We start from the raw sequence: 21575 nt of genomic DNA, 5'->3' as shown, positions 1-21575 counted from the left end.
CTGCTCCGCGGACGCTCAACCAGCCGTCCCACGCCCGCTCCGGAAATGACGTGAATTCATTCCGTTAATTCGCCAAACAATTCCAACATGCTAGGTTCTGGGCATTACGGCACCTAATTAAGCATGAATTCATTCCGACGGGAGAATCATGGAGTCGCTGGTCGTCGAGCGGGTGGAAACGTTCGTCGTGGAATTGCCGTCCATCCGGTCGTTCAGCATTTCCGGAGGAAGCGTCACCACGGCGGGCAAGCCCACGGAACGAGTGCTGGTCAAGGTCACGGCCGGCGACCGGACCGGCTGGGGTGAGGCGACCCCGACGCCCTCCTGGACGTACGAGACCGTGGAGTCGATCTCGACGACGATCCACGGCTACCTCGCCCCCGCGCTGATCGGACGGTCGGCGTGGGATCTGGATGGCGCCTGCGCGGCCTACGAGAAGGTGATCAACCGTGGCCTGACGATCGGCTCTCCCATCGCCAAGTCCGCGCTCGACATCGCGCTGCACGACCTGATCGGCCGGACCCTCGGCGTCTCCGTCGGTGTGCTCTGGGGCCAGCGCCGCCTCGACCGGATCAAGCTCGGCTGGATCGTGGCCGGTCAGACCCCCGCCGAGGTGCGGCAGGCCGTCGAGGAAGGGCGGGCGCAGGGCTACCAGGCGTACAAGGTGAAGGTGGGCCTGCACGACGAGGCGACGGACGTCTCGGTCGTGGCGGCGGTCAGGGAGGCGGCGCCGGACGCGCCCATCTGGGTGGACGCGAACCAGGCCTACACCGTGGACGGCGCGCTGCGCATGGCGCGCAGGCTGGTCGACCTCGACGTGTCGGCGTTCGAGCAGCCGCTGCCCGCCAACGACATCACCGGCCTGCGCCGGCTGCGCGACCACAGCCCGCTTCCGGTCGCGCTGGACGAGAGCCTGCGTCACCCCTCCGACATGGCCACGTTCGTGAAGCTCGACGCGGTGGACATCGCGATCGCCAAGGTGCAGCGTTCCGGCGGGCTCACGCTCTCGCGGCGGCTCTGCCAGCTCGCCGAGGACGCGGGGCTGCGCATCATGGGGTCGGGGCTGACCGACACCGATCTCGGGTTCGCCGCTTCGCTGCACCTGTTCGCCGCGTTCGGCGTGGACACTCCCGTCGATCTCAACGGGCGGCAGTTCGTCCACTCGGCCTACGTCGGGGACAGCACGGTGGAGGTCGTCGACGGCACGGCCCTGGTGCCGACGGGACCGGGCCTCGGCGTCGAGGTGGACGAGGACGCGGTCCGCTCCCTCGCCTCGGCGCACTGGGTCGCCTGACCGGGAGACGTTCAGGGGCGGCCGGGAGGCGGGGTCAGCCGGCAGGTCGAGTGCCGGAGCCCGGCCCGGGCGAGGACGTCTCGTCGAGCCGGCCGCCCCCCAGCAAAGCTTCAGCCGTCGTCGTACGGGCGTAGAGGATGTACCGCCCGGTGCGGTGCGCGGTGCACAAGCCGGCGTCACGCAGCGCGGTGAGATGCTGGTTGATGCCGGGCTCGGAGAGCCCGACACGCAGGGCCAGGTCGCGGGTGGAGGCGGGTTGATCCAGCTCGGCCAGCAGACGTGCCCGCGTCCTGCCGAGCACGGCGGCCAAGGCCCGCGGCGGCTCCAGTCCGCGACTCTCCCAGAGCGTGCCGATGCCGCGCGGCGAGTAGCGGACCGTGGGCTGGTACGGCGGAGTCGTGACGGAGAGGACCCGCGGCCAGACGAACACGCAGGGCACGAGCAACAGCCCGAGACCGCGCAGTGAACGGGTCCCCGACACGTAGCGGTGTTCCACCCGCAGCGTGCCGTCGTGCCAGGTCACGCTCGGGTCGAGGTCGGTCAGCATGCGCTGCGCGCCGCCCTCCGCCAGGAGCTTGGCACGGTAGAGGATCTCCCCTTCGAGCAGGGACCTGATCCGTGGCCAGTACGGGGCGATGGCCGCCGCCCAGTAGTTCTCCACCTCCTGCGCCAGGCGTTCCAGGCCCTTGCCGGGGTCGGCGTAGAGGGCCTCGACGCGCTTGGTGCGGGGGGTGCCGGCGTCGTCCAGGTCGGTGCGGACCCGGTCGGCCGCGGCCCGCATCGTGGCCAGCTCCAGTTCCAGGTCGGGGATGGAGGTGGCGGGCGGGGTGCAGGTGAAGCCGGCGATCGAGATCGTGGGCACCGGCACGAGGTCCGACAGCAGGCGCCAGTCCACGTCCGCCAGGCGCCGCCGTACCTGCTCCGCCCAGGGACGCAGCAGCGGGTGGGCCGCGGGGTTCTTCACGACGCGGACGCTCGCGACGACCTCGCCGAGCGGGGAGATGGCGAAGCGGATGTTGGCGATATCGCGGGTGGTGAACGTCAGCTCCAGCGTCATGGATTCGCTTCTCACTTAATCGATGGACCTTTGGGCGACATGTCAGCATCTTTGCGGCATGACGGCAACACAAGTGGAAACTCCCCTGCTGCGGCTTCCCGACTTCCGCAACCTCTACGTCGCGGGAGCGATCAGCCAGGCAGGCAGCCAGATCAGCTACGTGGCACTGCCCCTGCTCGCGGTCACCGCGCTGAGCGCAGGCCCGGCCGAGGTCGGCCTGCTGAGCGCGCTGAGCACGCTCACGGTGCTCGTTCTCGGATTGCCCGCCGGCGCCTGGGTGGACCGGGTCAGGCGGCGTCCCGTGATGCTGGCCACCGACCTGGCGCGGGCGCTCGTCCTGTTCTCCGTACCGGTCGCCTGGTGGGCGGGGTGGCTGTCCATGGCGCAGCTCTATCTGGTGGCCATGCTGGTCGGCGCCGGAACGCTGTTCTTCGACGTGGCCTCGTTCAGCCTCGTGCCGGGCATCGTCGGGCGAGATCGGCTGACATCTGCCAACTCGCTGCTTGTGGGCACGAACTCGGGCATGGACGTCGCGGGGCGCAGCCTGGCGGGCGTGCTGGTGCAGACGGCCGGAGCGCCCGTGGCCATCCTGCTCGACGCGCTCAGCTACCTGTGGTCGGCCGCCTGGCTGCGTCGCGTCCAGGAGCCGGTCCAGGCGGCGCCCGACACACCGCGCCCGCCCATCGCGCGGCAGATCTCGGCCGGCGTGCGCTTCGTGTTCGGCAACCCGGTACTTACCGCGGCCCTGCTCCAGGGCTCGCTGTTCAACCTGGCGTTCCCGCTCTGCTCGGTCCTGCTGCCCGTGCTCATCGTGGATCTGCTCGGGCTGCCCGAGTGGGTGTTGGGGGCCTACCTGGCGGCCGGCGGCCTCGGCGTGCTCGCGGGGTCGTCCTCCGCGCACCTGCTCGGCCGCCGCCTCGGCACCGGCCGGGCCGTGTGGATGGTCAGTCTGGTCACCTCGCCGGCGGCGTTCGTGATCCCGTTCCTCGACCGTGGGCCGTTGCTGTGGGCGGCGACGGCGGCGTGGTTCGTGCTGACGTTCCGGACCGGAATCAACAACGTGCTGCTCGTCAGCCTGCGGCAGCGCGTCACGCCCGACGAGATGATGGGCCGGATGACGGCGACGATGCGCCTGCTCCTGATGGGCGCGGTCGGAATCGGGGGGCTGCTCGCCGGAGTGCTCGGGGAGCTGTGGGGGGTACGGGCGCCGATGTGGCTGGGCGCGCTGATCCTGGCGGTGAGCTGGGTGCCGATCCTCTTCTCGCCGCTGCGCCGCGAGCCGTGACCGACCAGACCGGCGGGCCGTGGCCGCCCCCGGCGGTGACGAGCGAACCATCCTGCCGGAGCCGCTCTTCTCGCGCGGATCGGAAGACGCTACGCTGATCACGATGAATACCTCCTCCATCAGATTGGGGGCCCCGTTCACGCAAGGTGAGTGCTGATGCCGCGCTCAACCCCGAACGAGGATCCCCGCCTAACCCTCTGGCTGCGCGTGCGCGAGTTCGCCGTGCCGCCCCCCATGATCGAGTCAGCGACCGCCCGCCGTACTACCGGAGACTGGGCAGCAGCGTGCGCAGCAGCACACGTAGACGTCGATCTCAACCTGCGCCACATAGCGCGCCTCCACGGCCGGGAACTGGCCACCCACCTCCGAACCGACCTCCGCCACCTGGCACCTGAGCTGCTGCGCTGGCACATGCCGAGGATCGCCCCCAATGGCCTGATACGTCCGGGCCTGACCCTCTCGCTGGCCCGGTACCACGAGAGGGACAACCCGGTTCACCTCGTGGCCAGGACCCCGCCGGCCTGGGCAGATGCCGGTCAGCGGATCAGCCTGGCGCTCTGGGACGGTTCCCGGTCCGGACCGCATCCGCACCCCCATCCGAACCGACGCTTCCGCCTCGACCTGCATCGCCACTTGTGGGATGCGCGCAGGGCCGGTGAGTTGCGTGCACGTTCCGAAACAGCGCCGCACGCACGGGGCTGGGCCGTCGATCGGTGGCCGGCCGAGGCCCGGTTGCTGCTCTGTGCCGAGGGGCAGGACGGGGGTACGGTCGCCGTCCGGGTCGGCGGGCGGCGTCAGGTGGTCCTCGATGTGGACGCGTCCCGGGTCAGCAACGAAGGACCCGCGCCGCCGCCGATCTTGCCTGATGCGGCGACCTGGGTGCTGCCCGACCTGGCGTTGCTGCGTGCCGGGCTGATCGAGGCCGACAGGCTGCACCCGCTCGTCGCAGCGGCGCTCGTACCCGGCCATTCGCCGGACGCCAAGCCGCACGGCCACCAGAGCGAGAACGGGCCGCGAATGGTCGAGTGCCGCGGCGAACAGCACAGGATCGCGCTCGTGAACGGCGCGCTGGTCGCCCTGGATCACGACGCGACCGAGATCCGGCGCGAGAAACTGCTGGCCGAATTGACCGGCACCCCGTTGCCCTGTTTGCAGCTGATCGAGGAGGCCCACCGCTCCCCGGAGTGCCTCCTCGACGTCCGCGCGCGACTGGAGCACGGCGACGCCGCAGGTGCTCAGGTCACGGTCGACGGTCTCCTGGGACCTGGTGCGCGGCTGCCCGAGGGCGCGCTGCGCGACGTGCTGGAGAAGGCGGCGCGGCGGCGGATCGACCACGGGCTGTTCCGTGCCGGGCTCGGGTCGGGGCCGGGACCGGCCGAGCGACCGGACCGCCGCTCCCGTGAGGGCCGGGCACGCCCTCGCCACGCCAAATTCCGCTGAGCTTTCCTCGACCTCCAAGGTGATTCATCATGCATTCGTCTGTTCACGCCTCGCGCCTTGAAATCGCCGGCGATCTGCTCTCCCTGCTTCGCGACACCACCACGGAGCCACGTACCGACACGCAGTTGGAGGCCCTGACCCTGGCCGTGGCGGCCGACCTGCCCGTCCTGCTGTGGGGGGAGCCGGGGATCGGCAAGACCGCGGCGCTGCAGCAACTCGCCGAGGCGCTCAACCTGCCGCTCACGACGGTGATCGCCAGCGTGCACGAGCCGTCCGACTTCTCCGGCCTGCCGGTGGTCGGTGACGACCCAGCCGTGCAGGGCGTCCCGATGGCGCCGCCGGATTGGGCCGTACGTCTGGCTCGCGCGGGCCGGGGGCTGCTCTTCCTTGACGAGCTGTCCACGGCACCGCCCGCCGTACAGGCCGCCCTGCTCCGCCTGGTTCTGGAACGGCGGGTCGGGACCCTGCGGCTCCCGGCAGGTGTCCGGATCGTGGCGGCCGCCAACCCGCGTTCCTCTGCCGCTGATGGCTGGGAGCTGAGCCCGCCGCTCGCGAACCGGTTCGTCCACCTGCAATGGCGCCACGATCACGATGTCGTCGTACGCGGCCTCGGTGGGACCTGGCCCCGCGCGAGCCTGCCGTGGCTCGACCCGGAGCGGCTGTCCGAGGCGGTGACGTTCGCCCGGCGTGCGGTGTGCGGGCTCCTCACCGCCCGCCCCGATCTCGTGCACCGGCTGCCGAACAACGAGGCGCACCGGGGTGGCCCGTGGCCCTCACCTCGCAGCTGGGAGATGGCGTTGTGCCTGACCGCCTTCGCCACCGCGGCCGACGCGTCCAAGGACGTGCTGTCCATGCTGGTCAGGGGCGCGGTGGGAGACGGGCCTGGGCTGGAGCTGCTTGCCGCCATGGATCGGATGGACCTCCCCGACCCCGAGGCGCTGCTGGCCGACCCGGCGGCGGCCGAGCTGCCCCAGCGGGGTGACCTGCGCCAGGCCGTACTTGACGGTGTGGTCGCGGCCGTGCGGAGGCGGCCGGAGAAGGGCCGGTGGGACGCGGCATGGGAGCTGCTGGTGCGAGCGCTGGAGACCGGCGCCCCGGACCTGGTGGTCGTGCCCGCCTCCACGCTCGCCGCGCTGCGCCGCGCGGACTGGGAGGTCCCAGCCTCGATCGAGAAGCTCGCCGGGGTGGTCTCCTTGGGCAGGAAGGCAGATGAGGTCGCGGCGCGGGTGGCGGGCTGATGGACCTTGAGAAGCTCTTCACCGCCCGGTTGTACGCCGCGCGGGCCCGGCCCTATCTGGCGACGGCGCTGTTCGCGCTGCACCCGGTGGAGTCGCGGTTCGTGCCCACGATGGCCGTGGATCGGCACTGGCGGTGTTACATCTCACCGGCGTTCGTCGCGCGGACCCCCGTTGAGGAACTGGCGAGCGTGTGGGTGCACGAGGTCTCCCACCTGCTGCGCGACCATCACGGCCGCAGCGACCGGATCGCCCGGCAGCGGGAGCTGACCGGACGGGGAGAGCGGCTGCGGATGAACATCGCCGCTGACTTCGAGATCAACGACGACGTGTACGGTGACGGGCTGGCCTGGCCTGCTGGCGCCGTCCAACCGAAGATGCTGGGGCTGCACGAAGGCGAACTCATGGAGGACTATCTGCGCCAGTTCCGGCTCGGGCCGTACACGCAGGATCTGGTCTGGCTGGACTGCGGCAGCGGCGCCGACGGACTCGAGCGGGAGTGGGATCTCGGGCCGGAGGGCGCGAACGGGCTCAGCGACCACGAGCGGGAGGCGGTCCGGTTCCGGGTGGCGCAGGGCATCAACGCCCGTCCGGGGAACGTGCCGAAGGGATGGCGGCGGTGGGCAGAGGAGGCCTTCCACCCGCCGCAGCCGTGGCGGGAACTGCTCGGCACGGCCATCCGCTCGGCGGTGTCAGGACCCGGCGTGGGCGAGGACTACACCTATGGCAGGCCGCCGCGGCGCTCTGCCGGCCTGCCCGGCGTCATCCTGCCAAGCCTGCGGCGCAGGCCGCCGCGGATCAGCGTGGTCATCGACACCTCCGCGTCGGTCAGCGACGCCGAACTGGGGAGCGCGTTGCTGGAGGTCGCCGCGATCCTCCGCGCCGTGGGCGGCCGGCGCGACCTGGTCAGCGTTCTGTCCTGCGACGCGGCGGCCCGGGTCGCGCAACCGCTGTGCCGGGCCGAGGGGATGACGCTGGTGGGTGGCGGCGGCACGGACCTGCGTGCGGGCATCGCCAAGGCGCTGCGAGCGAGCCCGCGGCCGGACGTCATCGTGGTCCTGACCGACGGACAGACCCCGTGGCCGCAGGAACGGCCGGCGTCCCGCATGGTGGTGGGGCTGTTCCCCCGGACCAAGCGGTCGTACGAGAACGATCCCGACTACGTGCCGGACACGCCCCCCTCATGGGCACGGGTGGTCGACATCGGCTAGGCAAGTCGGCCTTGGCGGTCCTACGCTCCGGCTCCGGCGCCACCGAGCTGTGGGGGGGTGCGGGCGCCGATGTGGCTGGGCGCGCTGATCCTGGCGGTGAGCTGGGTGCCGATCCTCTTCTCGCCGCTGCGCCGCGAGCCGTGACCGACCAGACCGGCGGGCCGTGCCGACCCCCGGCGGTGACGAGCGAACCAGTCTGCGGTGTCGCCGCTGTCGCTTGGTGACCGAACCACCGTGGTGACACTGCCCGTGCCTGGGTAGCTTGGGGGTTGTGGCCACCAGTGACGGTCAGGCCCACGTCGGCCCAGGGTCTGTCGCGGACCGGAGCTGACCGGGAACGCCGGCCTCGACCGGAGGGGCGAGGACCAAGGCGTGGTCATGCCACCGGCTCCTTGACTGGTCAACGGCACGAGAGATTCATCGTTGAATCTGACCACCAGTTGCGACAGGACACGACGTCCTCGATGTCTCAAGGGGGTCCGTGGCGATGTTCGATCGATTCGAAGAATTCGACATCTCTACCGCGGGTGCGTCGATCCACGGACGCCGAGGCGGCAACGGACCGCCTCTGCTGCTCCTGCACGGTATTCCGGAAACTCATCTGATGTGGCATCGGGTAGCACCCCACCTCGCCGAGCGCTACACCGTCGTCGCCACCGATTTGCGTGGATACGGCGACAGCGGCAAGCCGCCCAGCACCGCCGATCACGAGCCCTACAGCATGCGCGCGATCGGTCGCGACCAGCTCGAGGTCATGCGACATCTGGGCTACGACCAGTTCGGCATCGTGGGACACGATCGCGGGGCGCGCTGCGCCTACCGTCTCGCACTGGATCACCCGGATGCTGTTCTCCGGCTCGCCGTCATGGACGTCGTTCCCGTCGGCGACGCGTACAAGCGCGCCGACAAAGACTTCAGCCTCCTCTACTGGCAATGGTCCTTCCTCGCCGCGCCGGAACCGACGCCGGAACAGTTCATCAACGCGGCACCGGCCAACCTGGTCGACTTCATGCTCAACACGTGGTCCGAGGTGAAGGACGCGTTCCCAGCCGAGGTACGCGGCGAGTACATCGAGAAATTCACCCACCCCGATACGGTGCACGCCATCTGCGAGGAGTTCCGCGCATCCCCAACTTTGAACTACCAGCAGGACGAGGCGGATCGCGGGAACCGGAAGATCTCCTGCCCCGTGCTCTTCCTGTGGAGCCAGCGCGGTTCGGTCGCGAAACTTTACGATGATCCACTCGCAATATGGCAGGAGTGGGCCGATGACGTTCGCGGCTCCCCGGTACCAGTCGGCCACTTCATTCCAGAAGAAGCACCCGAGGAGACCGCACGCCAACTGCTGGATTTTCTGGAGTAGTGCGAGATCGGCGCGACTGCTCGACGTGTAGATGACTCATCGTCTGTCCGCGACGACCGGCTGAGCTGATCCACGCCGAGCCCGGCATGGGCTTCATTCGTCAAGGCTCCTGAGGGCCGATATCCAGGGCCAGGACTGAGTTAGGCGCAGAGGCCCGTCCCGCCCCAGCAACGCCGAGCCAAATACGTCGAAGCGTGGTCATCGCCCGAGGGTGAGAAGCCTTGGAGCGTGCCCGATGACTTCTACTTCGTCTACGGAAAGGAGCAGGACTGCGTCCATCTAAGAGAGGAGTATCTGCCTGGCACCCTTCTGGTCGGGCATGCGGGGATGGATGGGCTCGGCCTCCGGATTCCGGTTCGAGCGCCGCGCCACTATCGGCCTGGGCGGCACCCACTGCCCTTCCATTTCGCCAGAAACGAGGCCTAACCCTGAACTCCGGATGATCGCGCTACGTTGAACCCGATGATGGTGGGTGGAAAGGGGAGCACGTGGCGCAAACGGGGGCGGTTTCCGGTGCGGAGGGACGGATCGAGCGTGAAGCGGTGGATCGGCTCGTCGCCGCGCTGACCTCGGGGGAAAGCGGGCTGGTGCTGGTGGTGCCGGAGCCGGCGGGGGTTGAGGGGATGGGCGTCACCGCCGTCCTGGCGGCCGCGCTGCGGAGACCCGAGGTGATCGTATGCTTCCCGGAGGGCATCGACTGGGCGACCGTCAGCGCCACGACACACCCGGACCAGTTCGCCCAGGAGCTGACGGAGGTCATGACCGGCCTCTTCGAAGACATGGAGCCGTACTCCGGGCTCGACCCGGACGAGCTCTCCGAGGCCTTCGGGGCGGCCCCACAGGACGAGGAAGCGGTGGCCCGCCTGTTGGAGGAGCGCATCTTCCGGCCGGGCGGGCGGTTGATGGTGCTCGACGGGCCGATTGCCAACGTCGTGGTCGACCTGGCGTTCATGTGGCCGGGCTGCACGTGGCTGGTGGCGGCGGGCACCGTCGAGGAGGCGCCGCCGTTCGCGATCACGGTGCCGGTCGGGCCGATGACCCCGGCTGAGAGCACGGCCCTACTCCGGCACGACCTGCCGGTGCTGGACGAGGGGACGGCCGCGCGGCTGGCGGAGCTGACCTGCGGCTGGCCGTTCGCCATCACGCTGGTGCGCTCGGCGATCATCGCCCAGGGCGACGTGGGGATCGTCGGGCGGCTGCCGGAGGGCGTGGACCTCGCCGACCCCGATTCCCGGGCGGCGCTGATCGGCGCCGCGGTGGATCATTCAGTCGGCTGGCTGCGGACGATCGACCCCGCGGCCGCGGAGCGCTTCCTCGACCTGGGCCTGTTCGACGAGCGCGAGCCCATCCCCATCGGCGTGGCGGCCATGCTGTGGTGCTCGGACGCGGGCATGACGAGTGACGAGATCAACGCGTTGATCGCGCGGCTGGAGAGCCTGTCGCTCCTCAGGCACGACACTGACGAGCAGGTTCTCGTGCTCCCGTCCACGGTCCGCGCCCACGTACGCGGCCTCCTTGGCGAGGCGGGACTGGACCGTGCGCGGCGCAGGCTGATCGACGCCGACCCGGGCGACATCCTGGAGGTCTGGGGCGCCCTTCCGGGCACGGTCACGTGGACGCTCCGGAACATCGTCAGCTACCAGGCGGCGGCCGGCGCCACGGAGGAACTGGCCGCGACGGTGGGCGACGTGACATGGCTCGCCGGCCGGCTGCAGCTGTCCGGCGTCGAGGCCGTCCTTGGCGACCTGGACAAGGCGGGTGAGCGCGAGGTCGAGCTGCTCCGCCGCACCGTCGCCGCCTCCGCCCACCTGCTCGAGACGGCGCGCGATCTTGGGGACGCGTTCCCCACGCTCGCCTGCCGCCTGCACGCTGTACCGGGCATGGCGGAACGCGCCCACGCGTGGCGGCACGAGATCGGCAGGCCCTGGCTGGAGTCGTGCTGGACGCCGCCGGATCTGCCGCACCCCGCCCTGGTGCGTACGCTGCACGGCGACACGGGCGAGCTGACCGACGTCGCCGTCGCCCCCGACGGCACCTGGGTGGCCGCATCGAGCCGGGACAAACGGGTGCTGCGTTGGCAGCCGGACGGCACCCAACTGAACAGCCACTTAGGGCATGAGTTGGTGGTCACCGCTGTGGCCGTCTCCCCGGACGGTACCTGGCTGGCCAGCGCGGGCTGGGACGACAGCGTGCGCCTGTGGCGGGCCGACGGGAAAATGATCAACGTCCTCGATGATCACCCCGATAGCGTGTCCGCCGTCGAGATCGCTCCCGACGGCACCTGGCTGGTCTCGTCCGGTCGTGGCTTCGTCCGGTTCTGGAACGCCGACGGCACGCCGCGCGCGGCTGTGGACGGGCTGGAGGGCCACCGTGAGCGCATCGCCATCGCGCCCGACGGGTCGTGGGTCGCATTCGCCGGCTTCATGGCCGCCGAGCTGCGGAACTCCGACGGAACCCTCAGGGCGGACCTCGGCTCCACCGACGCCGTCGCCATCGCGCCCTCGGGAGAGTGGCTCGCGACGACCGACGTGAACCTCCGGTTGCTGAACCCTGACGGCAGCCTGCGCGCCGAATTCGACGACGTGGAGTGTCACGGCGGTGGCCTGGCCATCTCGCCCGGCGGTTCGTGGCTGGCGGTGGGCGAGCTCCACGACGACGTCGTCCTCCGGGACGTCGACGGCACGATCCTCGCCCGCCTCCACGGCCACGCGGACGACGTCACCGCCGTGGAGATCGCGCCGGACGGCACCTGGCTCGCGTCGTCGGGCGCAGATCGAACGGTCCGGATCTGGGACGTGGGCATCGCCCTGCGTGAAGACGTGCCGGGGCGGGCCGGCGAGCGGCAACTGTACTCCGTCGCGGTCGCCCCGGACGGCTCCTGGCTGGCCACCACCGGCCTGCGCGGCCTCACCCTGTGGAACGCCGATGGCAGCGTGCGGCACCAGGGCCCCGACCTTTTCCGTGGCAGCGTGGCCATCGCGCCTGACGGCACGTACCTGTTCACCGGCGACTGGGACGGGACCGCGCGGCTGCACGACCTCGACGGCACGGTACGCGCGAGCAGATCCATGAGGCGCCGGCCGGAGATCAGAGCGGTGACGATCTCGCCCGACGGCGCCTGGACGGCGATGGCGGTCGGCGACAGGGTGCGCATCGCGACGGCGGGCGGCAGGCACGTCACGACCACGAAGCGGCACGGCGACGACGTGCGTGCCCTCGCCATCGCCCCCGACGCGTCGTGGCTCGCCGTCGCAGCGGGCAGTGACGTGCGCAGATGGGATGCGAAGGGCCATCCGCTGGGGCCGCCCATGACCGCCGAAGCGCTGATCAACGCGCTGGCCATCGCCCCCGACGGCCGGTCCGTGGCCGCGGCGACGTACGGCGGCGTCGAGCTGTTCGATCTGGACGGCGAGCAGGTCTGGGAGGCCGCGTACGACGGGGAGCTGACGGGCGTCGCCTTCTCACCCGACGGCGTCCACCTCGCCACGACCGCGGCGCGGGGACGGCTGCGGGTCTGGGAGGCCGCCACCGGAAGGTGCCTGACCATGGTGTTCGTGGACAGCACGCTCGAGGGCTGCGCGTGGATGCCCGACGGCTCGGGGATCTACGCGGCCGGTACCGCGGGCCTGTTCGCCTTCACGTTCCATCGCTGATCTGTGCGCGTTGTCGATTCCGGGCCGCGGCGCGCAGTGGAGAGCCTCGAGTTCCAGTCACCAGGCTTTCCAAGGCCTGACGCTTGCAACTCCTGGTCGCCGTACGGCGCTGGGCCTGCACCCTCATGACGGTGCAGGCCCAGCGTGGTGGTGTCACTTAGGTGATACCAGGGTCAGTTCACTTGATGACTGCGAGGGCGTCGACGACACCAGCGCCGAAGAAGCTGTTGTCGTCGACGGTGCCGATGCACGCCGCGGTGTTCTGCGGGCACGGCTTGGATTCGGCCCGCGCCTTGAGCTCGCTGATCATCTCAGCCGGCGACCAGGACGGGTGCGCCGACTTCATCTGCGCCATGACGCCGGCGACGTGCGGGCTCGCCATCGACGTACCGCTCTTGGTGCCGTAGCCGTCGGCCCCCGTCCGGGTGTTCCACGTCGTCGAGTAGATCGACGAGCCGGGAGCCGCGACGTCGATCTTGCCAAGGCCGTAGTTGGAGAAGGACGACCGGATGCTGTCCAGCGTGGTGCCCACGCGCTGCAGGGATGCGACCGTCACGACACCGTCGAGCTCAGCCGGGATGTCGTTGCAGCGGTTGTTGATCGTGCGCACGGTCGGCCTCGGCGCGTCGTTGGGGCTGCCCGTGTCCACGGTCTTGTTGGCCATGTCGTAGTTGGAGTTGCCCGCCGCAGCGACGTGGACGACGCCCTGCTTGGTGGACCACTCCACGGCGCGCCGGACGGCCTCCTTGCTGGCGGCCTGGTCGGGCTGGTCGTCACACCAGAACTCGAACGGGTCGACATAGTAGGAGTTGTTCGTGACGTCCATGTGCTTCAGGCCCGCCCACATGAAGCCGCAGATGGCGTACTCCGGGTAGATGAAGCCGTCGTTGTTGACGACCTTGACGGCCGCCATGCGCACGTTCGGCGCGACACCGACGATGCCGATGTTGTTGCGGGCGGCGGCGATGGTGCCGGCGACGTGCGTACCGTGGTCGCTCGACGTCGGGCGCCATGCCAACGGCGTCTGATCCGGGCGGCCGACGTTAGTGCAGTTGACCGAGTTCGCGACGTCGATGTTGGCCTTGAGGTCCGGGTGCGTCGGCGAGATGCCGCTGTCGAGCACCCCGACGAGGACGTTGCGGTTGCCGTCGGAGATCGCCTGCGCCTGCGGGGCCTTGATCATTTGCATGTCCCACTGGACGCCCTCGTTGGGGTCGAGGCCCTCGCCAGGCTGCGGGTCGGACGGGATGTCGCCGTTGTCCGGCTTCTTGGCACCCTTCTTGTACCCGTTGGCGCCGGGGCCCCACGGCGGGGCCAGGTCGGTCGGCGTCCCCTCGGAGACCCCGGCCGTGCGGGTAGCGCCGACGGAGGCGACCGCGTTGGCGCCCTTGGCGGTGACGTTCGCGCGGAAGGCCGCGCGGTCAGAGTGGGCGACGACCACGCCAATCTCGGGCCAGGACTGGACGACGACACCTCCGGCGGCCTCGACCGCGCGCTCAACGAGACGAGTTTGGCCGGGGTTGGCGATCCGGGAGTTGACGACGTAGCTCATGAGCATCCCGTCGGGGATGTCCACGTTGACCGGTGTCGACGTCGGCTCATCGGTGGTGGCCGCGCTGGCCGAGTCGATCGCGCCTCCAAGGAAGGCGGCACCCACCATGGCGAACGCCGCGGCGGTGGCCGCGAGGCGTCGCTTGGGGAGGGCATGCTGCATGCGTTGCTCCTTGAACGGTCAGGCCGCGGCACCCATCGCCGCGGTCTGGCTGGCCCCGATTCCGAAAGCCCGAAATCGCCCCGAATCCAGCCTTTAAGGTTGGTTGGTGAACGTAACAGCTCGATCATGAATTGTTCAAGAGTTCACCAAGGCGCAAGGCTGACCGGATCTACCTGCCGACCGACGATCAAGCGCGCTTCGGGCTTCGTGTGGGTCCGGTGGGGGTGATCAAGCGCCGGGGCGCAGGATCGGGGTATGCGCGACACGGAGCTGTACCACCACCTGCTGGGCCCCGACCGCGGCCCACCCCGGGCACGCTGCTGTACAGCAGCGCGTACAGCAGCGCCACCCTACGCGATCACACCTCGCCGGGCCCGTATCTACCGGTCGAGCAGGGCGGCGAGCCATCTACGAGGGGCCTGCCCTTCCCTACGGATCAGAAGGTCAGGGCTCGATCCTCTCGGCCGCGGCTTTCAGGGATGAGAACACATCCAGTCAACGGCCTGTCTCCACGCCCTGAGATGCTCGGGAGGAAGGCTCCCACCACGTCAACGGCCAAAGGCAGACGGGCGAGTCTGACGGCAACGTCGGCCACCACGCACCCACGACGGGCACCGTCGACCACCCTCGACCCCAGGTCTTCGATGGGCAACAGGGCGACCGCTACAGTCGTTGATCCGGTTGAGGCTGGGAACTAACGCGGACCGGTAGTAGCGCTAACCCGGGCGGATCAGGGGACGCGACCGGGCCGGACGGGCGTCCGGTGAGGAAGGCCCGGCCGCTCAGAGCCGCATGCCCTTCGGCGGAATTCCGGCGTCTACCAGAAGCTGGCGCGCTTCCTCTTCCCGGGAATCGTCGACGAGCACCCTCCGGGGGAAGGCACCGATGCCGCCTTCAAGAATGCTCATGTTCTGGTCCGCGATCTGATAGGGGATCTCGGCTTCCAGCAGCAACGCTTCGACAGCCGAGATCAGTGCCGGATCGTTGGCACGGACCACCTCGCGCACGTTCCCTCCCCTGTTGACGCGGCAATGGAGGCCGACCTGCAAGGAAGAGACCTGGCTCGCCCAGGTCCTTCCCTTGATCCAGCGTACCTCGCGTCGGCGGCAGGGTATCGACCGCTCGCCTACCGAGCGGCCCCGGTGGTGTTCGCACAACCGATGAAAAATCAAGACACAAGATGTCGGGTTTTGAAGCGAACATGGTTCGCTGGTCGGCGCCGATGGAGGACGTGGACCGAGCCCTAGAGATAGACAAGGACCGTAATGCGCGAAACGCGAGAAGATCTCAAAGAGTTGCAGGCCCTGCTGGACGCTTCTCTCTCCCGCTCCACCTCGCATCTCCGCTCGATCATCAATACCGAGAGCACACTGACCGCAGAGGAGCTCACCGGGGTCCTCACCGGGATGTGCACCCTGGCTCTGTCCACCGTGACGGCGAAGGGCGAGCCGCGGATCAGCGGGGTGGACGGGCACTTCCTGCACGGTAAGTGGCACTTCGGCACGGCGCGCACGGCCGCCAAGGCCCGCCACCTGGCCGCCCGCCCCGCCGTCAGCGCCGCGCACATGCGCGGTGAGGACCTGGGCGTGTTCACGCACGGCATGGTGGAGATCCTCAACCCCCAGCACAGCGAGCCGGCCGCAGACTGGCCGGACCTGCTCGCCTACTTCAAGGACTTCTACGGCGACGACTTCTTCGACTGGGACAACGAAGTGGTCTACTACCGGCTGCATCCGCACTGGATGACCGTCCACGCCCCCGGCGTGGACAAGCTCACCGCGGTGTCCTGGTCTTGATCTGCGGCACGGGCCGCGTCGAGACCGGCCACGTGCTGAGAGATCTGGTGAAGCGGCCGCTCAGCGCCATTGTGACGAGCGGCCGCCGCATAGTGGCGTAATCGGTTTGTTCGGCATGGGGGTCTGTCCGCCCATGTTCTGCTGCGTTGTGAGAGGGTGGACGAAGATTGACCGCATTCATACGGGACATCGCGAGTATGGGGCGCGAGACCATCGACGTGGTGGGGGCTCGTACCAACAATCTGCGGGACGTGTCGGTGAGCATCCCCAAAGGGCGACTTGTCGCCTTCACCGGAGTGAGCGGCAGCGGCAAGACCTCGCTGGCCGTCGACACCCTGCACAACGAGGCCCAACTGCGGTATCTGGAGGGGCTTTCGCCGTTCGTACGGCAGTACATTACCCAGCGCAATCGGCCGAAGGTCGACCGCATCTTGGGACTCGGCGCGACGCTCGCGGTCGACCAGCGCCGGCTGAACCGCAACCCCCGCTCCACGGTCGCGACGATCACCGGTATCGACGGGCACCTGGGGCTGCTGTTCTCGCGCCTTCCGGGAATCGGCGCTGACCCGGCGGCGGAGAGTGGAGACGGGCATCTGACGACCACTCACTTCGACCGCAATACGCCGGAAGGGAGCTGCGCGGACTGCCACGGGGTGGGCGGGCGCTGGCAGGCGCAGGAGGACCTGGTCATCACCCATCCGGAGCTTCCGCTCTTCGAGGGGGCCTCGCCCTGGTACGCGAAGTGGCGGTCGGGGGAGCACGCGTTCGTACCGGCGCTTGCCGAGAAGCGCGGCGTGGACCTCGGTCGGCCGTGGCAGTCGCTGCCCGAGGAGTTCCGCCACTGTGTGCTGTACGGCACGGGCGAGGAGAAGGTCGAGGCGACCGTCGACATGTCCAACAAAAAGGAGACGGTTTCGGTGACCTACACCTCGAGCCAGCCGCTGCGGGGCGCGCTCGCCGAGGTGGAGCGGGTGTTCATGAACGCCCAGACCTCCAGCGCCAAGCAGCGCTACCTGCCGTACATGCGCAAGCAGCCGTGCGGCACCTGCGGCGGCAGCGGGTACGGCCAGGTGGCCCGGTCCGTGCGGCTCGGCGGGCTGACCTATCCCGACCTGCTCGAGGTGGACGTTCGGGAGGTGCACAGCTGGGCGGAGCGTGTGGCCGGCGACCTGGGCGCCCGGCAGCGCGAGGTGGGTGAGCCGCTGCTGCAGGACCTGGGCCGCAGGCTCAGGATCCTCGGCCGGCTCGGCCTAGTCCATCTCCAGCTGTCCCGGAGCGCGGCGACGCTGTCCGGGGGTGAGTTGCAGCGAACCCGCCTCGCCGCGCAGCTCAGCACCGAGCTGAGCGGCATCGTCTTCGTCCTGGACGAGCCCGGGACCGGGCTGCACCCGGCGGACAAGGCGCATCTGCTCGACATCGCTCTGGAGCTACGCAAGGCCGGCAACACCGTGCTCCTGGTCGAGCACGACCCTGAACTGATCGCCCGGGCCGACTGGGTGATCGACATGGGGCCCGGCGCGGGCCGCCTCGGCGGTGAGATCCTGGTGTCGGGGCCTCCCGCCGACGCGGCCGCCCACCCGACGTCGCTGACCGGACGCTATCTGGCCGGTGAGGGGCCGAGGCTGCGCCGGACCCGCCGTCCGGCCGGGGATGACATTGGCTGGGTGGAGCTGCACGGCCTGCGTGCGCACAACGTGACCGCAGACCTGGTGCGTTTCCCCGCCGGTCGGCTCACCTGCCTGACCGGGGTGAGCGGCAGCGGCAAGAGCAGCCTGCTCGGCGCGCTCGCGGCGAGCGTGGAGGCCGCCCTGAACGGGACGACGACCGACACGGTGCGACAGGTGACCGGCCTGGAGGGGTTCGACTGGGTCGCCGTCGTCGATCAGGAACCTCTCGGGCGGACGCCGCGGTCGAACCCGGCCACCTACAGCAAGGCGTTCGACATTGTCCGCAAGCTGTTCGCCGAAACCGACGTGGCGCGCGGACGCGGGGTCAACGCCTCCTGGTTCAGCTTCAACACTGCGGGTGGTGGCCGCTGCGAGATCTGCACCGGTTACGGCCGCAAGCTGGTCGATATGCACTTTCTGCCGGATGTGTGGGTGGTCTGCGACGCGTGCGAGGGCCGGCGCTACAAGCCGGAGGCTTTGGAGATCAAGTATCAGGGGCTGGCCATCGATCAGGTGCTGGAGCTGACCGTCGCCGAGGCCGTGGAGCAGTTCTCCGAGCCCCGGCAGCTCGCGGACACCCTGGGAGCCTTGAACCAGGTCGGGCTTGGCTATCTCCAACTCGGCCAGAGCGCCACCGAGCTGTCCGGCGGCGAGGCGCAGCGGCTGAAGCTGGCGTCCGCGATCCAACGCGGTGCGGCGAGCCGCAAGGCCGGGCTCGTCGTTCTCGACGAGCCCGTTTCGGGCCTGCACCCGTCTGACATCCAGCGTGTGGTGGATGCGCTCGATGTGTTGCTCGACTCGGGCAACACCGTCGTTGTGGCCGAACATGACATCCCCGTCGCCGCGTCCGCGGACTGGGTGATCGACCTGGGGCCGGGGGCCGGTCCGGACGGGGGTGCGGTGGTCGCGGAGGGCACTCCGGACGCCGTCGCGACGGCGGACACCCCGACGGCCGGCTTCTTCCGGAGGTACGCGGCGGGCCTGCCACTCTTGGAAGTACGAGAAGACGCGCGCTGCTGAGACGCCGGGGCTCGTGTAGATGATCTATTCCAAGGGGTCAGTGATCGTAGGCGATCAGTGAGCGTAGGACGGTTTGTCCGGTGGCGTCGTTGCGCCAGATCGCGGCGGTCAGCGCGAGGATGCGTTGCATGACGCGGGCTATGACCCCTCCGGGTGTGCGCCCTCGGTGCCGTTCGAGGTCAAGCTGTCCCTTGAAGGTCTCGTTGATCGATTCGATGACCTGCCGCAGTGGCTTGAACAGGGCTGCGCCAGGCCGTTCCCGTTCACCTTTACGGGCCGGCCGCAGCAACTGGACTCCACGCTCGGACAGTTCGCGTTCGAAACCACGGCCGAAGTAGTTCTTGTCGCCGATGAGAGTCTGTCCGTGGCGCTCTCGCAGAAGCTCGCATTCGGCGGCCAGGAGGTCGAGGAGGGTCTCGCGTTCGTTGGCCTTGGCCCCGGGTCAGGGCGAAGGCGATGGGCAGGCCCTGAAGGGTGCAGACCAGGTGCAGGCGCAGGCCCCAGAAGAAGCGCCTGTGGCTGGCGCAGTAGCCGTATTCGGCCCAGCCTGCCAGGTCGGAGCGTTTGACGGTCTCGCGGGAGCGGCCGCATTCCACCGGGGTGGAGCCCACGACCCATACGTCGTCGCTCCACACCGAGGTGGTGGTGGCCAGGATCCGGTTGACGCTTCGCATCAGACCGGCGGCCTTGCGCAGCCGCTTGTTGTAGCCGGGCTGCTGGGGCAGGTAGGGGAAGAGGTGGCGCAGGTGGGCACGGGCATGGCGGAGCCATTTGGCCTCGGAGGTGAAGCCGAGTATGGCCTGCATCATGGCGAGGGTGACCAATTCGGCATCGCTCAGGCGGGGCGTAATGCCGACCGGCGGGCGCCACGGCGCCAGGTCGGGATGCTCTTTCAGCAGGTCGTCGGTCGTCGCATAGGGTGCTGTCGCGAGGGTGTCCACGTCGTTCGCCATAAGGCGATCTTGGACACCCTCGTTCTCGTCTCCGCAGGCACTCCTTGGACCACACCACGTGGAGGAACCAGTGTCATACCCGCAACCGCTCACCCCCGAGGAGAAACTCGCCGACGCGAAGAAGCAGCTGAGCCTCCCGCGTATCGTCGTGATCTGCGGCTCCACCCGTTTCATGACCGAGATGACCGAGGCCGATCTGCTGGAGACCAAAGCCGGAAAGATTGTCGTCAAGCCGGGTTGCGACATGAAGTCGCCGCACGAACTTTGGTCCGATCCTGTCGAGGCCGAGGCGCTGAAGGTTCGACTCGACGATCTGCACCGAGCGAAGATCCGGCTCGCTGATGAGGTGCTCGTAGTCGGCGACTACATCGGAGACAGCACCCGAGCCGAAATCGCCTACGCCCGGTCGCTGGGCAAGCCCGTGCGGTTCACGCACCCCGAAGTCGACCGCGACGCCTGACCGCCCACCCCCACACCCTCCGCAGGCACCCCTTGGAATTGATCATCTGGACCAGGCCAGGGGGAATGCCCACGGGCGTGGTCCCCTCCGGCTGGGCGGTGAAGCGCATGCGGCGGAAGCCCTCGCCGCTGATCGTCAGGTCGCCGCCCGGCTCCACGCGGAGAGTGAAGGGGCCCGCCCGCCAGGCGCCCGCTGGGGCGGGCTCGGTGTCGAGTTCCAGGGTCAGGCCCATGGTGAACCTGCCGTCCTTGAGCACGGCCAGCACGTCGTATTCGTCGCTGAGCCACGCGCCGTCCGGGGCCCTGTCCTCGCCGGGAGCACGGCAGGGAGTGAAGATCATGGGAGGCTCGTCCCGAGGGGTGCTTCCCACGATGAGGGTGCCGTCCTCGACGGCCAGCCAGGTGGTGCGCGCCTCGCCCACGCCGTACCAGCGGCCGTCCGCGCCCGGGGCGAACTCGGCCTCCTGCTGCACGATGGCGACCCGGCCTTCGCCGGCCTCGGCGACGGTGATCGGGGTGTCGGTCGCCTCCTCGTACCAGTGCCCCACGACCGGCGCGGGGGCCCGGCCTCGGGCGACATTTTCGGAATCTTCCCGTTGGCCGGTGAGCTCGAGAGCCAGCCGGCGGCTGAGACCGACCGGGTCCAGGGCGCTCTGGTTGGTCAACACGGCCACGCCGAGATCAGGCCCTGGCAGGTAGAGGAGGTTGGAGACGTACCCGTGCATGCCGCCCGTGTGGCCGAACGCGTCGAGCTCGCCCACCTTCCAATGGAAGATCCCGTGCGCGTAGGACAGCACGGTCCCGTCGGCCAGCACTCCCCGCTCCAGCAGCGCGTCACGCAGCCGCGTCCCCAGCACCCGCCCGTCCGCCAGGAACCCGAACCACGGCGCGAGGTTCAGGCACTGGCCGATCGTGACCTCGCTCTCCAGGGCCAGCTCCGGCACGTGCTTCCTGATGTCGTCGTCCAGGCTCAACTTGCCCTCGTGGGCCAGCATGAGCACGCAGGCCGCGGTGAACTGCTTGGAGGCCGAGGCGATGTCGTCAGCGCGGCGCTCACCGCGTCCGCGTGCGCGAACCGTGGCACCGGAGTCGCAGCGAACCTGTACGGCGAAGGCCCACGGCGACACCGCCACACCGCCCATTGACCCTCATCCCCGCCCGAACTGCCGTACAAGGGACTTTCATGACGTACAAACATCCCAGGGCATGAGCCGACCCGTTTCCGGGGGATTGAGCGGCCACTCCCAAACAAACGGTCAAGGGACCTTCTGGGGAACCTTCGCGCTGTTCCCGCACGGTCGGCGGTTATGCGCGTCCGTCACCGTACGCCACAGCTGTATCGCGTATCCGGCTACCCGGGGGTGATTTCACCGGAGTCGTCATGCGTCCCTCTTTTCTCCCGTCTCGAATCCCGTTTCCAGCATCGCC

The 21575-nt window shown here is 69.4% G+C and carries 14 protein-coding genes and 1 pseudogene; 10 read left to right on the top strand and 5 right to left on the bottom strand.

All coding sequences use genetic code 11. The features are described 5' to 3' along the window. Positions 1-148: 148 nt before the first annotated feature. Positions 149-1294 (top strand): mandelate racemase/muconate lactonizing enzyme family protein, encoded by a 1146-nt coding sequence (locus ACQP1V_RS18380; protein ID WP_157570441.1) that lies wholly within the window; start codon positions 149-151, stop codon positions 1292-1294. Between the two features lie 34 nt (positions 1295-1328). Here ACQP1V_RS18380 and ACQP1V_RS18375 read toward each other — a convergent pair whose 3' ends face one another. After that, positions 1329-2351, bottom strand: a complete 1023-nt coding sequence (locus tag ACQP1V_RS18375) for a DUF5937 family protein (protein ID WP_433424600.1) — start codon at positions 2349-2351, stop codon at positions 1329-1331. A 58-nt stretch (positions 2352-2409) separates the two neighbouring features. On the opposite strand from ACQP1V_RS18375, the gene ACQP1V_RS18370 reads away from it, so the two are divergent. From ACQP1V_RS18370 to ACQP1V_RS18345, 6 genes are all read left to right on the top strand, one after another. Continuing rightward, the gene (locus tag ACQP1V_RS18370) at positions 2410-3636 is read left to right on the top strand and encodes an MFS transporter (protein WP_433424597.1); all 1227 of its coding nucleotides are present in this window, start codon (positions 2410-2412) and stop codon (positions 3634-3636) included. A gap of 156 nt (positions 3637-3792) precedes the next feature. Further along, positions 3793-5076: a hypothetical protein gene (locus ACQP1V_RS18365; RefSeq protein WP_433424594.1), complete on the top strand. Its 1284-nt coding sequence runs from the start codon at positions 3793-3795 to the stop codon at positions 5074-5076. Between the two features lie 29 nt (positions 5077-5105). Then, positions 5106-6314, top strand: coding sequence for an AAA family ATPase (locus ACQP1V_RS18360; protein WP_433424592.1), 1209 nt, complete (start codon positions 5106-5108; stop codon positions 6312-6314). Further along, positions 6314-7522, top strand: a complete 1209-nt coding sequence (locus tag ACQP1V_RS18355; RefSeq protein ID WP_433424589.1) for a vWA domain-containing protein — start codon at positions 6314-6316, stop codon at positions 7520-7522. Before ACQP1V_RS18360 ends, ACQP1V_RS18355 begins: the two co-directional genes overlap by 1 nt. A gap of 487 nt (positions 7523-8009) precedes the next feature. Further along, positions 8010-8885, top strand: a complete 876-nt coding sequence (locus ACQP1V_RS18350) for an alpha/beta fold hydrolase (protein ID WP_433425876.1) — start codon at positions 8010-8012, stop codon at positions 8883-8885. Between the two features lie 488 nt (positions 8886-9373). Next, positions 9374-12538 (top strand): hypothetical protein, encoded by a 3165-nt coding sequence (locus tag ACQP1V_RS18345; RefSeq protein ID WP_433424587.1) that lies wholly within the window; start codon positions 9374-9376, stop codon positions 12536-12538. A 178-nt stretch (positions 12539-12716) separates the two neighbouring features. Here the strand turns inward: ACQP1V_RS18345 and ACQP1V_RS18340 are convergent, their stop codons facing one another. Then, on the bottom strand, positions 12717-14252 hold the full coding sequence (locus ACQP1V_RS18340) for a S8 family peptidase (RefSeq protein ID WP_433424584.1): 1536 nt from the start codon (positions 14250-14252) through the stop codon (positions 12717-12719). 782 nt (positions 14253-15034) lie between these two features. Beyond that, the gene (locus ACQP1V_RS18335) at positions 15035-15259 is read right to left on the bottom strand and encodes a DUF2007 domain-containing protein (RefSeq protein WP_433424582.1); all 225 of its coding nucleotides are present in this window, start codon (positions 15257-15259) and stop codon (positions 15035-15037) included. Positions 15260-15517: 258 nt separating this feature from the next. Here ACQP1V_RS18335 and ACQP1V_RS18330 point away from each other — a divergent pair, with 258 nt between their 5' ends. Further along, positions 15518-16048 (top strand): pyridoxamine 5'-phosphate oxidase family protein, encoded by a 531-nt coding sequence (locus ACQP1V_RS18330; protein ID WP_433424579.1) that lies wholly within the window; start codon positions 15518-15520, stop codon positions 16046-16048. Positions 16049-16215: 167 nt separating this feature from the next. Continuing rightward, positions 16216-18735, top strand: coding sequence for an excinuclease ABC subunit UvrA (locus ACQP1V_RS18325; protein ID WP_433424577.1), 2520 nt, complete (start codon positions 16216-16218; stop codon positions 18733-18735). 37 nt (positions 18736-18772) lie between these two features. Here the strand turns inward: ACQP1V_RS18325 and ACQP1V_RS18320 are convergent. After that, a pseudogene (locus ACQP1V_RS18320) lies at positions 18773-19688 on the bottom strand (IS982 family transposase). Between the two features lie 58 nt (positions 19689-19746). Between ACQP1V_RS18320 and ACQP1V_RS18315 the strand changes: the two are divergent. Further along, the gene (locus ACQP1V_RS18315; protein ID WP_433424574.1) at positions 19747-20148 is read left to right on the top strand and encodes a hypothetical protein; all 402 of its coding nucleotides are present in this window, start codon (positions 19747-19749) and stop codon (positions 20146-20148) included. On the opposite strand, the gene ACQP1V_RS18310 is transcribed toward ACQP1V_RS18315, so the two are convergent. Further along, positions 20117-21289 (bottom strand): serine hydrolase, encoded by a 1173-nt coding sequence (locus tag ACQP1V_RS18310; protein ID WP_433424571.1) that lies wholly within the window; start codon positions 21287-21289, stop codon positions 20117-20119. The two genes, ACQP1V_RS18315 and ACQP1V_RS18310, sit on opposite strands and share 32 nt — an antisense overlap. Between the last annotated feature and the right edge of the window lie 286 nt (positions 21290-21575).

It is taken from the genome of Microtetraspora malaysiensis (genome assembly GCF_050947145.1).
In the GTDB taxonomy this organism is placed as follows: domain Bacteria; phylum Actinomycetota; class Actinomycetes; order Streptosporangiales; family Streptosporangiaceae; genus Microtetraspora_A; species Microtetraspora_A malaysiensis.
The sequence above is the reverse complement of the archived record's forward strand: the minus strand, read 5'-3'. Positions and strand labels throughout refer to the sequence as shown.

Coding starts and splice junctions, on each gene's coding strand:
- ACQP1V_RS18380 (WP_157570441.1), top strand. CDS start 149: ATGGAGTCGCTGGTCGTCGAGCGGGTGGAAACGTTCGTCGTGGAATTG.
- ACQP1V_RS18375 (WP_433424600.1), bottom strand. CDS start 2,351: ATGACGCTGGAGCTGACGTTCACCACCCGCGATATCGCCAACATCCGC.
- ACQP1V_RS18370 (WP_433424597.1), top strand. CDS start 2,410: ATGACGGCAACACAAGTGGAAACTCCCCTGCTGCGGCTTCCCGACTTC.
- ACQP1V_RS18365 (WP_433424594.1), top strand. CDS start 3,793: ATGCCGCGCTCAACCCCGAACGAGGATCCCCGCCTAACCCTCTGGCTG.
- ACQP1V_RS18360 (WP_433424592.1), top strand. CDS start 5,106: ATGCATTCGTCTGTTCACGCCTCGCGCCTTGAAATCGCCGGCGATCTG.
- ACQP1V_RS18355 (WP_433424589.1), top strand. CDS start 6,314: ATGGACCTTGAGAAGCTCTTCACCGCCCGGTTGTACGCCGCGCGGGCC.
- ACQP1V_RS18350 (WP_433425876.1), top strand. CDS start 8,010: ATGTTCGATCGATTCGAAGAATTCGACATCTCTACCGCGGGTGCGTCG.
- ACQP1V_RS18340 (WP_433424584.1), bottom strand. CDS start 14,252: ATGCAGCATGCCCTCCCCAAGCGACGCCTCGCGGCCACCGCCGCGGCG.
- ACQP1V_RS18330 (WP_433424579.1), top strand. CDS start 15,518: ATGCGCGAAACGCGAGAAGATCTCAAAGAGTTGCAGGCCCTGCTGGAC.
- ACQP1V_RS18310 (WP_433424571.1), bottom strand. CDS start 21,289: ATGGGCGGTGTGGCGGTGTCGCCGTGGGCCTTCGCCGTACAGGTTCGC.